The following is a 12,471-nucleotide window of genomic DNA, read 5'->3' on the forward strand; positions in this document are numbered from 1 at the left end:
CATGAAACTAATCGGCAAAACAGCACTGGTTACCGGCGGCACCAACGGCATCGGCCTGGAAACGGCAAAACTGTTTATCAAGGAAGGAGCAAGCGTCATTGTGACCGGCGTCACCGAGGAACGTATTGCGGAAGCACAACGCGAACTTGGCCCGGACACGCTGGTGCTGAAAGCTGACCTGCGCAAAGCCGGCGACCTGGATGCGGTATTCGATGTAGTACAGGCGCGCTTTGCCACGCTGGACATCGTGTTCGCCAATGCCGGCGTCGGCACCGTGGCGCCATTGGCGGCCATCACGGAAGAACAGATCGACAACCAGTTCAACATCAACTTCAAAGGCATCTTCTTCACCGTGCAAAAAGCCGCGCCACTGATGACCAGGGGCGGCAGCATTGTGTTGACGACCTCTTTCCTTAATGAAGTGGGGGTACCGGGATTTTCCATCCTGTCCGCCTCCAAGGCAGCGGTACGCTCGCTGGTGCGCAGCATAGGCGCCGAATTGGCGCCGCGTGGCATTCGTGTCAATGCGGTCAGCCCCGGCCCCGTCAGCACGTCTTTCCATAGCAAACTGGGTCTGACGCAGGCGCAACTGAATGAAGCTGCCGCCGGCATAGAAGCACAGATCCCGCTGGCGCGCTTTGGCGAAGCGGCAGAAATCGCCAATACCGTGCTGTTCCTGGCCGGCGACGATGCCTCATTCATGACAGGTTCTGAAATCGTCGTTGACGGTGGTTTGTCGCAGTTTTAACAAGCCACGGGAAGCAGTGGCACGCTGTGCCGGCCGACACAGTGATCAAACGTAGGGATAGTCCCGCCGTCGATCACATATTCGCTACCGTGAATGGCAGCGATGCGCGCAATGCAAGGAAGGCCGACTGCGAGATGAACTAGCGTTCCACCGTAGGCGGCCTTACAAACTGACGGTCTGGAGGAAAGGGTTCGCAATTATTTTTCTTTGCGGTTCCAGGCGTTAGGTTGGTGGAATCGCAGGCGGCTTTTTGATCTTCCCGCGCCTGGATGCGGCTTTTTGACTTGCCACTGTTGTTGCTATTGATATTGGCGGACGGATTACCCTGCGTGATCAGCGCCTGGCCGACAGGCACCGGCGGCTTGGCCGCATTGTCGTTATGCAGAGGATCGATGACCGGCGAAGGCACGGCAGTGGTAGGCGGCGCGGGCGGCGTTTGAGCATTGGCCGCACCGAAGAAAAACATGCAGCTCAGGGTAAAGAAAAACCGGGGATTGTAGTTGTACATAGTGCCTCCGCTAACTAAGGTAAGCCTGTAAGCCCAATGGCAGGTATTGCGCCGCACGCACCGATTCAAATCCATCGGACTACGGCTCAATGCATGTTGGAAGCTTAAGACACGAAGCGTTGCACGGGCATAAGAAAAACGTACACTGTTGCGTAGGAGTTCAGGAAAAAGAAATTTCGTGGTCCGGTCGCCAGGCCATATCGTGCTGAGCGTGCTGAGCGCACCAAGTACACATCACTCGCCTGGATTATCGGGCTTAGGCCGCAAAAAGGGCCGGAAGCTTTTCAGCGATACCTCAGGCTGTTTAAGTCCCTTTTCGACCAGCAAGGAATCGATCTTGGCGCGCAGGCTGTTGGCCTTGAAGGGCCGCACCAGGTAGGAATCGGCGCCCGCTTGCTGGGCCGACAATACGCTGTCCTTGCTGGCTTCTTCGGTCGCCATCAGGATGGGTGCGCCCTTCGTTTCCGCCATGCCGCGCAGTGCACGTATCAGGTCCAGCCCATCCATGAAGGGCATTGCGCAGTCCGTGATGACGAACTTCACGGGGTTGCCTATGGCAGCTGCCGATTTGATAGCCCGCACCGCCATCTGGCCATCGCTGGCCTCGGAAACCTTGATATAGCCCAGCTCTTTTAGCAGCGACACAATGACATGCTGTATGTGCGGTGAATCGTTGACGACGAGAAAATGTAATTTCGTATCCATAGAGACCTGATGGTAAGCAGAATATGCCGGATGGCGATGATTCAGCGTAATCAGCCTGTGAAATTTCTTCTGTCTGTTGGCGAACTTAGGGGCGGGCGATTTGTGCCTGAGTGTAACGATGTTAAAAGCGGCTCAAGATGGAGGAAGCACGGCAGTCTTTTACTAATCCTTATATTTCGCGTATGGTTTTACGTTCCTGCATATTCCTGGACCTGTCCCCGGCGTTGTCTTCATACGGACCGTCCTGTCTGAAAAAATCGCGATAAGCCCTGACGACAAACATCACCAGCGCGACAACTGCCAGCGCCACAAAAGCCGACCACAGCCAGTCCGGCAGCCGTTCCACGCAAAGATGGGTTTTTCGGCACAGAGCGGGCTCCACGACCCGCAGCAGGTTGATCAGTGCAAATAGCGCCATCGAAAAGACGAAATATTTGAGGCAGCCATAATTTAACGGATATTTCTTGTTCATTTCCTTCACCTGCCCTTCATGAATGGAACCGAAAACCGTGGTCCTGCTACATGCATGGTGGCGCAAGCGAAATCCGGGACGTATCGGACTATTCCTATAGTCGTGTCGGAAGCAAAGATGAGAAAACTCCCCTGACTAGAGCTTAGAGGCAGGCTTGCAAAGCTCAGGCGTGCGCGCCCTGCTCTGCCAGCGGCTCCAGCGTGCTGCCCTTGGGCAAGCCGACGTCGCCATTCTTGACGCACGCATGGCCATGGTCTATGCCTGCCTGCATTGCCTCTTCACTGGACTGGAACACCGTACGCAATTTGTGGCGGATGGCAGGAACCCGGTCGCGCGTATGATCTATGGTTTTTTCAAAAAGCACGGTCACTTCCCATTCACCGTCTTCGCGGCCTACCACCATCGGCGTGAACAGATAACCGTCATCCTCAAAGAAAATAATCTTGGACATGTATGAACCTCAGCATTGCAGAATTCCGGACGAGTATGCGCATCACCCGGCCAGCTAGGCCTGGTGATGCGCAATGAACAGATTACTGGATAGGTTGGGAATAGAAAGAATTTATCCTGTCGTTCCAGCTTGGATCGGCCATGTTGGGCCAATCGTCGGAATCGAAGCCGGGAGCATTCTCAAATTTTTCCTTGGGAACATCCAGCACGAAACGGTGGTTGACGGTATCCAGCCGCAGCGCGCTCCAGGGTACGGCAAACAGCTTTTCGCCTATCGTGAACACGCCGCCGTGTGCCACCACCGCATAGGCCACCTGGCCGGTGCGTGTATCCAGCATGATTTCCTTGATGTCGCCCAGGTGTTCATCCTGTGCGTTATGGACGTGATCGCCGATCAGCGTATTGGCGCCCATCAGTTCCGGCCCGGGGCCTTTGTGCCCGTTATCTTTGTACATGCCGTAAGTGTCGTTGTCGTAATGTGCCATGATAGCCTCCTGTAAGAAGGCTTCAGCATGACTGTGCAACGCAGCGCAGTCAGTTCGGTAGCTCGCTTACTTTGGAGCTACAAGCGGGATATCGGGATAGGCCTTGTTTCTCTTTCCATAAACCGGATCAGTGCGCGCCGGTTTCCGTTTTCGGTGACCAGTGCCAGCGACCTGGTCGCGACGGTACCCGGTAGCCGGTCAAGGCCGGCAAGCCTGACAGATAAGACGTTTCACAGCACAGTGGGCATTTATCTCAGCGCGAAAGGCAAGATGTCCGCCAACATGTGCGCAAACACCGCCGGCCACAGCATATTGGTGCGCCAGTAGAAAATGCCGATGACCAGGCCGTAAGCCACTATCGACAGCGCACCCAGCGGCCCCTGGTACAGGTGGTACAGCAGCCTCACCAGCACCGCCAGGCCAATGGCAAATGAAGGCGCGGCCGCGCTGAAGCTACGCTGCAGATAGCCCAGCAAAAACACTTCTTCATATAGGCCGTTGACCAACGCCAGCGCAAACACATAAGTCAGCGACGGAGTGGCATGGGACATCATCTGCTCTATCGGCTGCTCCGGCATGCCGGTATCGAACAGCGCCGTCACCAGCGAGCTGATCCAGGTCGCTGCGGCATAGGCCAGCACGCCGAGTATGCCGCCGTACCATGTCGGTACAGGCAAGAGCGCGCGCAGCGAATGGCCGCGCAGGCGCAGCACCAGCAATGCGAACGAGCCCAGCGCCAGCTCAACGACAATGAGCGACAGGAAGGACGCATCGGAAAATTCGCCCTTTGCGCTTTCCGAACCCAGCGACAACAACGAGTTGAAGATGAACCATCCAAAACAGATGGCGACAATGGACAAAGCTTCCAGCGGCGTGGCGGAGATGGTATTGGTTTGTTTCATTCAGGGAGCATCAGTTCATCATCCGATTAGTGCGAAGCATGGGCAGCACACTTGGCTGGATGTAATAGATTAATACTATAACAAGACATTGCTTCTTTTTGCAGCTTTTTTGAAGCTTATTTTTTGGCGGGCATCCACTCCTGCGGCACCAAAGAAAAAGGCCCCGCTCGCGCAGGGCCCTTCCTTCCAGGGTCTTATCTCACATCACAGCCAGGTCAGCCACGGTACGTTTGCCTGCTGCCCTACGCCCTGCTTGCTATAGTCGCAGACACCCGCCGGGAAAACCGCCTGCAACTGCGCCAGCTGGTCCGCCGTGACAGCGCTACCGTAATCGCCGACGTTGATGGGTTTCAGCTGGCATTTGATCACCATGTCGGTGATGTCGGAGCCTGCGACAATGCGCGGGTCGCTGTAGTTGGGGTATTGCGCCGCGCAGGTCGCGGCATCGGTGACCTTGCTGCCGCCGATCAGGCAGGCGTCTGCTGCTGCCACAGGCTTGTTGGCGGCGACCTTCGCGGCGGGTGTGCCGGTGCCGGCATCGGCCTCTATCTTCGCCAGCCATTGGTCCATGACGGTAAACGCATCGTCCGCGAAGGTGCCGGGCGAGCCAAGGAAGGTCCAGATCGCCTGGTTCGTGGCATTGCCGTTGGCGGCCATCAGCCGGGCGCGTATTGCCCAGTTGTAGAAGGTGTCATGGAAGATCTGGTTGTTGTAGCTCTGGTAAGCAATGATGGGGGTGCTGCCCAGTTGCCTGGCATCGATGATCTGCCCGCTCTTGTACAGCGGCGCCAGCGCGGCAGTATCCGCCACGGAGCGTTGCGGGATAAAATTGTTGTCGATGTCGATGCCGCCTATCTTCTGGTTCAGGTCGATGAACTGCGCCAGGCTGATAGCGCCGGATTTCAACGCGGCCAGCCCGTACTGCACGCCGACGTTGTCATACGGCCGGTTGGCAAAGCCATCGCCCGCGCGTTTGCCGAGGATGGATACCAGTGCATCCTGTATCGTGCAGCGCACGCCGCCGGGATTGGTCACAGGGTCGTACACGCCGGGCGCCGGCATGGTGCCGCTGAAGGTCGGCGGCGCTGCGTTGTCGGGAAAGGTGCAGCCCATGGTCGGGTCATAGCCTACTTTTTCAAACGCATAGCCGAGACCGAAGAAATTGGTATCCACCGACATGCAGGTGGAAAGGTCGGGCTTGCCCATTGCTGCGGCCTGTTGCGCCGCGCTGCCCCACAGGCCCGGCGAAATGGCACTGAAGTAATTGCGCAGCAGATGGCAATCGGCAAACTCGCTGGCCAGTATCCACGGGTCGGGAAACGACGTGCCACTCATGATGATGCCGTTCAGCAGGCCGGGATAGTTGTTGGCAATGCCGTGCTGCTGGATGGAGCCGCCGGAGCTGCCGTCGCTCAGCGTGTAGCGGATATTACCGTAGGTGGTGGCCAGGTGCGCCTTCACGGTCAGCACGCCTTCGGCGGACAGTACGGTGTTGCAGTGGTTGCCCAGCACGCTGAGGCCCGAGGTTGCCACGGCAAAGCCCTTGCCCAGTGCGTTATAGGCATTGTCGATTGCCTGCGCGGTATTGGCAGACTGCACGTGTCCCGGCGTGCAGCCGCCGCCAAAGCGCCACAGCACCTTGTGGTTCCAGCCGGATTGCGGCGCGGCGGGCGTCCACGGTTTGGCAGGGTCGAACAATACGGCAATGTCGTATACCGAACGGTCAATCACGCCGCGTTCATCACGGACGATAAAGGGCACGGACACGCCCTGGTCGTTGGTAGTTTTGGCCACGTCCGCCGCCGGGTGGCTGGGGTCGTAGGGCAACAAGGCGGTCTTGCTGGCGTCGGTCGATTTATACAGGAAGGAATACACGGTAGGCGCATTGCAATCCACATCGGTGGAAGGCAGCAGGCCGAGTGCTGCTGTCCGGCAGATCAGCGGCTGCAATGCTGCCACCAGTACATTGCTGGTCTTGGATACATTGGTGACAGCCAGGCTGCCGGTATGATTCTGCGTCAGCGCATCATTGGCGGCGGTGACGGTGATCGTGCTTTTCCCCGCAGGCAAGCCGCTGACCACGCCGACCAGCGAACCGGCCTTGGCGCCGGCGCCGAAGCTGGCCGCCACATCGCTACCGTTGACGGAGACTTTTACTTGTGCAGGCGAAATGCCCGCCGGCAGATCCACGCCCAGCAGCACGTTGCCGGCGGTTACGAAGTCTGCCGGCGAAGATAGTGCCTTGACGGAAATATCGGCCAGCGGCGCGGGCGGATTGCTGTTGCCGCCGCATCCCGCCAGCAGCCACGCAGGCCCGGCCACGGCAAGCGCCAGCGCGCAAGCCCTTAAGGTTTGGTTCATGTTTGTCTCCAGATGGTTTTTTGATTTATAGGTGCATCAACGTGCAAAAGCCGTCACGGGCGATGGTAAGCAGGCAGGCGGAATAAAGCTTCCAAGAAACGGCAAACTTCCAAGATCTTGCAGCGGCGGGCGAAAACAGCCCTGCAGCATTTGACAGGGCATGCGGATTCGATTAGCTTAGTTTGATAAAGGGCAAATAATAATGCCCGTTAAAAAAAGGTGGGATGATGGAGACCGTTGCAGAACGCTACGATGTAAAAACCAGGGCACGCGAGAAATTCACGCCCGGCATAATCGCCTTGCAGGACCACAACCGCTGGCCCGGCATACGGCTGGAGCATTGGAAAAGCGAGGCTTCCGACGACCTGCCGGAATCGGTGCTGTTCCAGCATGGCATCACCGTCAACCTGGAAGCGCTGACGTGGTGCGAAACCTACTGGTCCGGTCACCGCCGTGTGGAGTCCAGGTTGCAGCCCGGCGACGTCGGCATTTTTCCTGCAGGCATGGCATACAGCGCCAAATCGCGCGGAAGCTGGAACGGCCTCATTGTCGGCATTGCGCCGGAATACATGCAATCCATCGCGCAGGGCCTGGGTATTGCCCAAGTAGAAATGACACCGCATATCGGCATGCAGGACGGCTTCATGCTGCATGCCGCGCATGCACTGGCGCGCGACATTCGCGAGCATAGCCCCCTGGGGCCCATGTATGGAGAGTCCATTGCCGTGGCGCTCGCCGCACACATGGTGCGCCACTACGCCAGTGATCTGCGCAAGCATGAATCGCCCTCTGCCCTTGCCCTGCATAAAAGGGAACGCATGCGGGAATTTGTCATGGACCAGTTGCAGGAATCGGTCACGCTGGCCGACATGGCAGTCTTCATGCAGATGGACGTGTACTCCTTTTCCCGCTGGTTCAAGGCAGAATTCGGCGTGCCGCCGCACCAGTACATCCTGCGCGCCCGCATAGACCGCAGCAAGGCCTTATTGCAAGCCACCGAGCTGCCGGTCGCCGAGATAGCGCTGCGCTGCGGCTTCTACAGCCAGAGCCACTTCACGACCGCGTTCCGGCGCTACGTGGGACTGGCGCCGCGCGCCTACCGTACAGGCGCCTGGTAAAGCGTTTCAACAAACCCGAAAGTAGCCCGGACGGAGCGTAGCGCAATCCGGGAGCAATCCACAGGCCGCAGGTACGCATCCCGGATTGCGCTGCGCTCCATCCAGGCTACAAAACGTGCCGACTTACGCGCTTACGCCTCTGCGGCGGCTGCACTACTGAAACGATTCGGCTCCACCGGGTCCTGCACGCACCAGATGATCATCACAATGAAACCGATCACCGGAATGATCTCGATCAGTTGCCACCAGCCGCTGCGGTTGGTGTCATGCAGCCGCCTCGTAGCCACCGCCAGCGTGGGCAGGAAGACGGCAATACAGAACAGGTCGCACACCTTGTTGTCGATGATGCCCGCCGCAGCGGAGCCCAGAAAAAGAAACAGCACCCACCACCAGTATTCCGACTTGGATGCCCTGCCGCCGAATTCGGCATATTTGCTGAAGCAGGCCGACACCGATTGACCGAAATTCATACACTCCCCCTTTTTATTTAACTAATTTATTATTGATATTATTTACTCTTGCTCTAAAAAACAACTCCAATAACTGCGCGCCTGCGCCTGATATTGGCGCGCCGCGTCGATCAGCTCATGCCTTTCCTGCGTCGGCATCATCTCCGCCGGCAGCAGCGGGTCCAGGATGATGTGGCGTATCACCTCGCGTCCCACCAGCAGCGATTCACGCGCGGCCGGGCCTTGCGCCAGCTTCGGCAGCGCCTTGCCGCTGCGGGCGAGCAGGTCCAGCAGCGCGCGATAGCGCAGGCGCAGCATGTCCGTATCCCACAGCGCACGGACCGCGGCATCGTCCTGCGGCTCCAGCGTTGCAATCTCAAACAGCAGTGCGCTGTCGATCAAGCCCAGCGCATGCAGCTCGGCCCGGGTCTGGGCCAGCGTGCCTTTCAGGTTGTCCGGCCGCACATACAGGAACTTGCGCAGCGGGCGGAAACCGCGCAGCGCAATCGCCTTGTCATGGCGGCGCCATATGGTCTTGTCGGCACGCGCCAGCGCATCCACATGCACCCCCAGCCAGCGGCCGTTCCAGCTGCGCGCGCGGTTTTCCTTATGCAGCCAGTCATCCACATCGCGGAACAGCGTATTGCCGCCGGGGTTCAGCTGGTAGTTGCCCCTGCCAGTCTTGCCCAGCTTGCCTTGCTGCAGCAGCCGTGTCAGCGCCACGCGCATGCTCTGGCTGCCGATGCCGAACAGGTCGCCAGCCTTGCACAGTGCCTGCGCTGAAAGCTGGTGTTCCGCATGGCCGAACAGCAAGTCCAGCACCACGTCGCTGCTGCTGGGCAGGGCGAGCTCGTCCACCGATATTTTTTTTGTCCTCAAGATGCATCCTATAGTCGATGCCGCCAGCATGCCTGCAAGGGCGGCAAATTTCAACATGAATGTGATGCCGGCCTCTCCAAAAATATTACATGCATTGTCCATTATTAATAATTAATGTAATATTAATTCAAACATCGCCGATAAGAGCGCATGAAAACCTCAAGGAGCACGCATGGAAATGCAGTTTGTTGAATGTCATACCGATGGGCCGGTATATACTATCGTCATCAACCGACCGGAAAAGCGCAATGCGGTGGACCGCCAGGTCGCCGCTGAATTGCGCCGCGCCTTCCTGCAGCTGGAGTCTGATGACAGCCTGCAGGTAGGTGTGCTGTGCGGCGCGGGCGGCACTTTCTGCGCTGGCGCCGACCTGGGCGCCGTGGGCGACCCCGCCCGCGCCAATGAAGTGGAGCCCGACGGCAGCGGCATGGGGCCGATGGGCCCTACCCGCATGGCGCTGAAAAAGCCGCTGATCGCGGCCATCAGCGGCCATGCCGTGGCGGGCGGGCTGGAACTGGCGCTGCTGGCCGACATGCGCGTGGCCGAGGAAGACGCCATATTGGGCGTTTTCTGCCGTCGCTGGGGCGTGCCGCTGATAGACGGCGGCACCATACGCCTGCCGCGCATCGTCGGCATGGGCCGCGCAATGGACCTGATCCTGACAGGGCGTCCGGTGGATGCCGCCGAGGCGCTGGGCATGGGCCTGGTGAACCGCGTCGTGCCCAAGGGAGGCGCGCGCGCGGCGGCGGAACTGCTGGCGCGCCAGATTGCCGCCTTCCCCCAGCAATGCGTGCTGACGGACCGAGAATCCGCCTACCGCCAATGGGATCTGCCGCTGGCGGAAGCGCTGCGGCAGGAAGGCACGCACGGCGCGCGCATCGTCGCTGAAGAAGGCATAGCCGGTGCTGCGCGCTTTGTCGGCGGCGCCGGGCGGCACGGGGTTTTCGGCAGCTAAGCTGGCAACTGAACGGTCAGCCGGACTGGCAATCAAACTGGCAAGTGAGCCGGCAACTCGACAAAAAATATAAACAATAACGCAACATTTGGCGGAGACAGCAATGGGACCCACTTATCTGGATTTGATACGCCAGGGCGCGCTTGCCTATGGTGAAAACAGCGACGGCAATCACGACAGGACAGCCATAGTCTTCGGCGACCAGACCCTCAGCTACACGCAGGTGGACAGACTCAGCAGCCAGCTGGCGCATGCCTTCGGCACACTGGGCGCGGCGCGCGGCACGCGGGTGGCGCTGCTGGTCAACAACGGCCTGTACAGCGTGCCCATCGACTTTGCCTGCGTAAAGGCCGGCATCAACCGCGTTCCGCTGAATGCCCGCCTGTCGTTGGAAGAGCATCAACGCATGCTGGGCGACATAGGGTGCACGATGCTGGTATTCGGCGCCGACCTGACAGAACGCGCCGCCGCATTGCAGGCCGCCCTGCCCGCGCTGCAATGCCACGGCCTGGGCGCCAGCACCGGCAACGGCAAGGACCTGTTGCAGCTGGCCGCCCAACAGCCCGCCGGCGCACCGGATATCCAGGTGCAGCCGGACGATGTCGTCATCACCCTCTATACCTCCGGCACCACCGGCACGCTGAAAGCTGCGCAGCATACGCAGGCGTCGTACGCCGGCATCTGCCGCAATGTGTTGCTGAACCTGATGGCCGTGACGCAGGAGGACGTGATGCTGCACGCGGCTTCGCTGGTGCATGCCAGCGGCGTATTTGTGCTGCCGTTCTGGCTGCGCGGCGGCAAGACCGTGATTTTGCCGGCGTTTGAACCCAAAGCGTACCTGCAGGCGCTGACCGCGCACCGCGTCACCGCCATCAACCTGGTGCCGACCATGCTGCAAATGCTGCTGGATACGCCCGGCTTTGCCGAAACCGATGTGTCTGCATTGCGCCAGGTGATCTATGGTGCATCGCCGATGCCGCGCGCCGTCATCAACAGGGCCATGCAGCACTGGGGCCAGCACCGCTTCTGGCAATACTACGGCCAGACCGAAGTGCCGCTCTGCATTGCCGTACTGCGCCCGGAAGACCATACAGAAGAACTGCTCGGCGCCTGCGGTCGGCCCGCGCTGGATGTGGAACTGCGCCTGCTGGATGAAGCCGGCGAGCAGGTGTCGCCCGGCACGCCCGGCGAAATCGTCGTGCGCGCGCCTTCTGCGGTGGCGGGCTATTACAATGCCGCAGAACTGAATGCGGATACTTTCAAACAGGGATGGGTGCACACGCGCGACATCGGCGTACTGGACAGTCGCGGCTACCTGCATATCAAGGACCGCACCTCCGACATGATCATTACCGGCGGCTACAACGTCTATCCAAGAGAAGTAGAAGACGCGCTTTGCCTGCATCCCGCTATCAGGGAATGCGCCGTGGTCGGCACGGCCGACGACAAATGGGTGGAAGCGGTGACTGCGGTAGTGGTGCTGCGCGAAGGCGTGTCCGCCGGCACGGAAGAATTGACAGACTGGGTGGCGGAACGCCTGGCCTCGTACAAGAAACCCCGGCACGTGATTTTTTCTTCCGACATCCCCAAAACTGCGGTGGGCAAGATCAACCGCAAGCAGTTGAGAGACAGGTTGAAGGAGTAAGTGTCAACAAGCTGCCATCCAAGCCGATTATCCCAAACTATCCAAACTATCCCAAACTCGTAGGGTGCGTTAGCGAAAGCGTAACGCACCAAATGATCCACCAGTATTGAATGAGTCCTCATGGATAGTGGACAATTTTTCAGCAATGCCGACAAGGATCACCATGAACCCGTGCGGTTCGGTGCGGTTCGGTGCGGTGCGGTTCGGTGCGATTCGGTGCGGTGCGGTTCGGTGCGGTGCGTTACGCTGCGCTAACACACCCTACTGCATGCCCCTCTTGATATCTTACCCCGCCTTGAACGGCAAGCTCATCGAGTCATGGTAGGCTACGCCCGCCCATGTTTCTGCAAGCCGGATCGCGGGCTGGTACAGCAAGACCTCTACATCGGCATCCTTAAAGTCATAGGCCGGCTGGTCGCGCGCGTCGCAGGCTGTGGCGGCGCCTTCGATAAAAGCTTGCCTGTCAAAATAGCCGGCCCACAACTGCGCCTGCAAGGCTTCGACAATCGCTTCGGTCTGCGCGGCTTGCTGCTCTATTGCAGCGTTGCCGGGGGTATGCACTTCTTGCATTACAAACTTTGCGCCGGCGCCGCGGGCGACAAGGCTCAGAAAGCCGTGCGCAAGCGGCAATGCAGATTCGACGACGTAGTGCACCAGGTCATGCGGCAAAATTCCCTGCCTGGGCATCTGCGTTTCTTCCGATGAGCCGTCGGCGCGGACGAAACGCAGCGTATCGTGCTTATCGGTCCTCGATTTTTTAATCGCAATAATATCCATGGCAATCACCTTCATCC

Annotated in this window: 14 protein-coding genes; 4 read left to right on the top strand and 10 right to left on the bottom strand. The window is 59.1% G+C overall.

Going from position 1 to position 12,471, the window contains the following annotated elements:
- Position 1 precedes the first annotated feature (1 nt).
- Positions 2–748 (top strand): SDR family oxidoreductase, encoded by a 747-nt coding sequence (locus tag ACO0LO_RS18005; RefSeq protein ID WP_422965944.1) that lies wholly within the window; start codon positions 2–4, stop codon positions 746–748.
- Between the two features lie 139 nt (positions 749–887).
- Here ACO0LO_RS18005 and ACO0LO_RS18010 read toward each other — a convergent pair whose 3' ends face one another.
- From ACO0LO_RS18010 to ACO0LO_RS18040, 7 genes are all read right to left on the bottom strand, one after another.
- A complete protein-coding gene (locus ACO0LO_RS18010; RefSeq protein WP_422965945.1) occupies positions 888–1,256 on the bottom strand; it encodes a hypothetical protein in 369 nt (122 codons plus the stop codon).
- Positions 1,257–1,490: 234 nt separating this feature from the next.
- Complete coding sequence (locus ACO0LO_RS18015) at positions 1,491–1,961, bottom strand: response regulator (RefSeq protein ID WP_422965947.1); 471 nt, start codon at positions 1,959–1,961, stop codon at positions 1,491–1,493.
- Positions 1,962–2,130: 169 nt separating this feature from the next.
- The gene (locus ACO0LO_RS18020; RefSeq protein ID WP_422965948.1) at positions 2,131–2,433 is read right to left on the bottom strand and encodes a hypothetical protein; all 303 of its coding nucleotides are present in this window, start codon (positions 2,431–2,433) and stop codon (positions 2,131–2,133) included.
- Positions 2,434–2,596: 163 nt separating this feature from the next.
- Positions 2,597–2,884, bottom strand: coding sequence for a hypothetical protein (locus tag ACO0LO_RS18025; protein WP_422965950.1), 288 nt, complete (start codon positions 2,882–2,884; stop codon positions 2,597–2,599).
- Positions 2,885–2,966: 82 nt separating this feature from the next.
- A complete protein-coding gene (locus ACO0LO_RS18030; RefSeq protein WP_422965952.1) occupies positions 2,967–3,368 on the bottom strand; it encodes a PRC-barrel domain-containing protein in 402 nt (133 codons plus the stop codon).
- Positions 3,369–3,616: 248 nt separating this feature from the next.
- Positions 3,617–4,270: a CPBP family intramembrane glutamic endopeptidase gene (locus ACO0LO_RS18035; RefSeq protein ID WP_422965954.1), complete on the bottom strand. Its 654-nt coding sequence runs from the start codon at positions 4,268–4,270 to the stop codon at positions 3,617–3,619.
- Between the two features lie 204 nt (positions 4,271–4,474).
- Positions 4,475–6,631 carry a DUF6351 family protein gene (locus tag ACO0LO_RS18040; protein ID WP_422965956.1) on the bottom strand — a complete coding sequence of 719 codons (2,157 nt, stop codon included), beginning with the start codon at positions 6,629–6,631 and terminating at the stop codon, positions 4,475–4,477.
- A gap of 224 nt (positions 6,632–6,855) precedes the next feature.
- Here ACO0LO_RS18040 and ACO0LO_RS18045 point away from each other — a divergent pair, with 224 nt between their 5' ends.
- Positions 6,856–7,749: a helix-turn-helix transcriptional regulator gene (locus tag ACO0LO_RS18045; RefSeq protein WP_422965958.1), complete on the top strand. Its 894-nt coding sequence runs from the start codon at positions 6,856–6,858 to the stop codon at positions 7,747–7,749.
- Positions 7,750–7,880: 131 nt separating this feature from the next.
- Here ACO0LO_RS18045 and ACO0LO_RS18050 read toward each other — a convergent pair whose 3' ends face one another.
- Together ACO0LO_RS18050 and ACO0LO_RS18055 are read right to left on the bottom strand one after the other, a co-directional pair.
- Complete coding sequence (locus ACO0LO_RS18050) at positions 7,881–8,219, bottom strand: DUF805 domain-containing protein (RefSeq protein WP_422965960.1); 339 nt, start codon at positions 8,217–8,219, stop codon at positions 7,881–7,883.
- A 42-nt stretch (positions 8,220–8,261) separates the two neighbouring features.
- The gene (locus ACO0LO_RS18055) at positions 8,262–9,077 is read right to left on the bottom strand and encodes a PaaX family transcriptional regulator (RefSeq protein WP_422965962.1); all 816 of its coding nucleotides are present in this window, start codon (positions 9,075–9,077) and stop codon (positions 8,262–8,264) included.
- 172 nt (positions 9,078–9,249) lie between these two features.
- Between ACO0LO_RS18055 and ACO0LO_RS18060 the strand changes: the two genes are divergently transcribed.
- Together ACO0LO_RS18060 and ACO0LO_RS18065 are read left to right on the top strand one after the other, a co-directional pair.
- A complete protein-coding gene (locus ACO0LO_RS18060; protein ID WP_422965964.1) occupies positions 9,250–10,032 on the top strand; it encodes a crotonase/enoyl-CoA hydratase family protein in 783 nt (260 codons plus the stop codon).
- A gap of 103 nt (positions 10,033–10,135) precedes the next feature.
- Complete coding sequence (locus ACO0LO_RS18065) at positions 10,136–11,677, top strand: class I adenylate-forming enzyme family protein (RefSeq protein ID WP_422965965.1); 1,542 nt, start codon at positions 10,136–10,138, stop codon at positions 11,675–11,677.
- Between the two features lie 285 nt (positions 11,678–11,962).
- Here ACO0LO_RS18065 and ACO0LO_RS18070 read toward each other — a convergent pair whose 3' ends face one another.
- Positions 11,963–12,454, bottom strand: a complete 492-nt coding sequence (locus tag ACO0LO_RS18070; protein WP_422965967.1) for a hypothetical protein — start codon at positions 12,452–12,454, stop codon at positions 11,963–11,965.
- Positions 12,455–12,471: the final 17 nt, after the last annotated feature.

It is taken from the genome of Undibacterium sp. TJN25, assembly GCF_049339885.1.
Classification (GTDB): domain Bacteria; phylum Pseudomonadota; class Gammaproteobacteria; order Burkholderiales; family Burkholderiaceae_D; genus Undibacterium.

Coding starts and splice junctions, on each gene's coding strand:
- ACO0LO_RS18005 (WP_422965944.1), top strand. CDS start 2: ATGAAACTAATCGGCAAAACAGCACTGGTTACCGGCGGCACCAACGGC.
- ACO0LO_RS18010 (WP_422965945.1), bottom strand. CDS start 1,256: ATGTACAACTACAATCCCCGGTTTTTCTTTACCCTGAGCTGCATGTTT.
- ACO0LO_RS18015 (WP_422965947.1), bottom strand. CDS start 1,961: ATGGATACGAAATTACATTTTCTCGTCGTCAACGATTCACCGCACATA.
- ACO0LO_RS18020 (WP_422965948.1), bottom strand. CDS start 2,433: ATGAACAAGAAATATCCGTTAAATTATGGCTGCCTCAAATATTTCGTC.
- ACO0LO_RS18025 (WP_422965950.1), bottom strand. CDS start 2,884: ATGTCCAAGATTATTTTCTTTGAGGATGACGGTTATCTGTTCACGCCG.
- ACO0LO_RS18030 (WP_422965952.1), bottom strand. CDS start 3,368: ATGGCACATTACGACAACGACACTTACGGCATGTACAAAGATAACGGG.
- ACO0LO_RS18035 (WP_422965954.1), bottom strand. CDS start 4,270: ATGAAACAAACCAATACCATCTCCGCCACGCCGCTGGAAGCTTTGTCC.
- ACO0LO_RS18040 (WP_422965956.1), bottom strand. CDS start 6,631: ATGAACCAAACCTTAAGGGCTTGCGCGCTGGCGCTTGCCGTGGCCGGG.
- ACO0LO_RS18045 (WP_422965958.1), top strand. CDS start 6,856: ATGATGGAGACCGTTGCAGAACGCTACGATGTAAAAACCAGGGCACGC.
- ACO0LO_RS18050 (WP_422965960.1), bottom strand. CDS start 8,219: ATGAATTTCGGTCAATCGGTGTCGGCCTGCTTCAGCAAATATGCCGAA.
- ACO0LO_RS18060 (WP_422965964.1), top strand. CDS start 9,250: ATGGAAATGCAGTTTGTTGAATGTCATACCGATGGGCCGGTATATACT.
- ACO0LO_RS18065 (WP_422965965.1), top strand. CDS start 10,136: ATGGGACCCACTTATCTGGATTTGATACGCCAGGGCGCGCTTGCCTAT.
- ACO0LO_RS18070 (WP_422965967.1), bottom strand. CDS start 12,454: ATGGATATTATTGCGATTAAAAAATCGAGGACCGATAAGCACGATACG.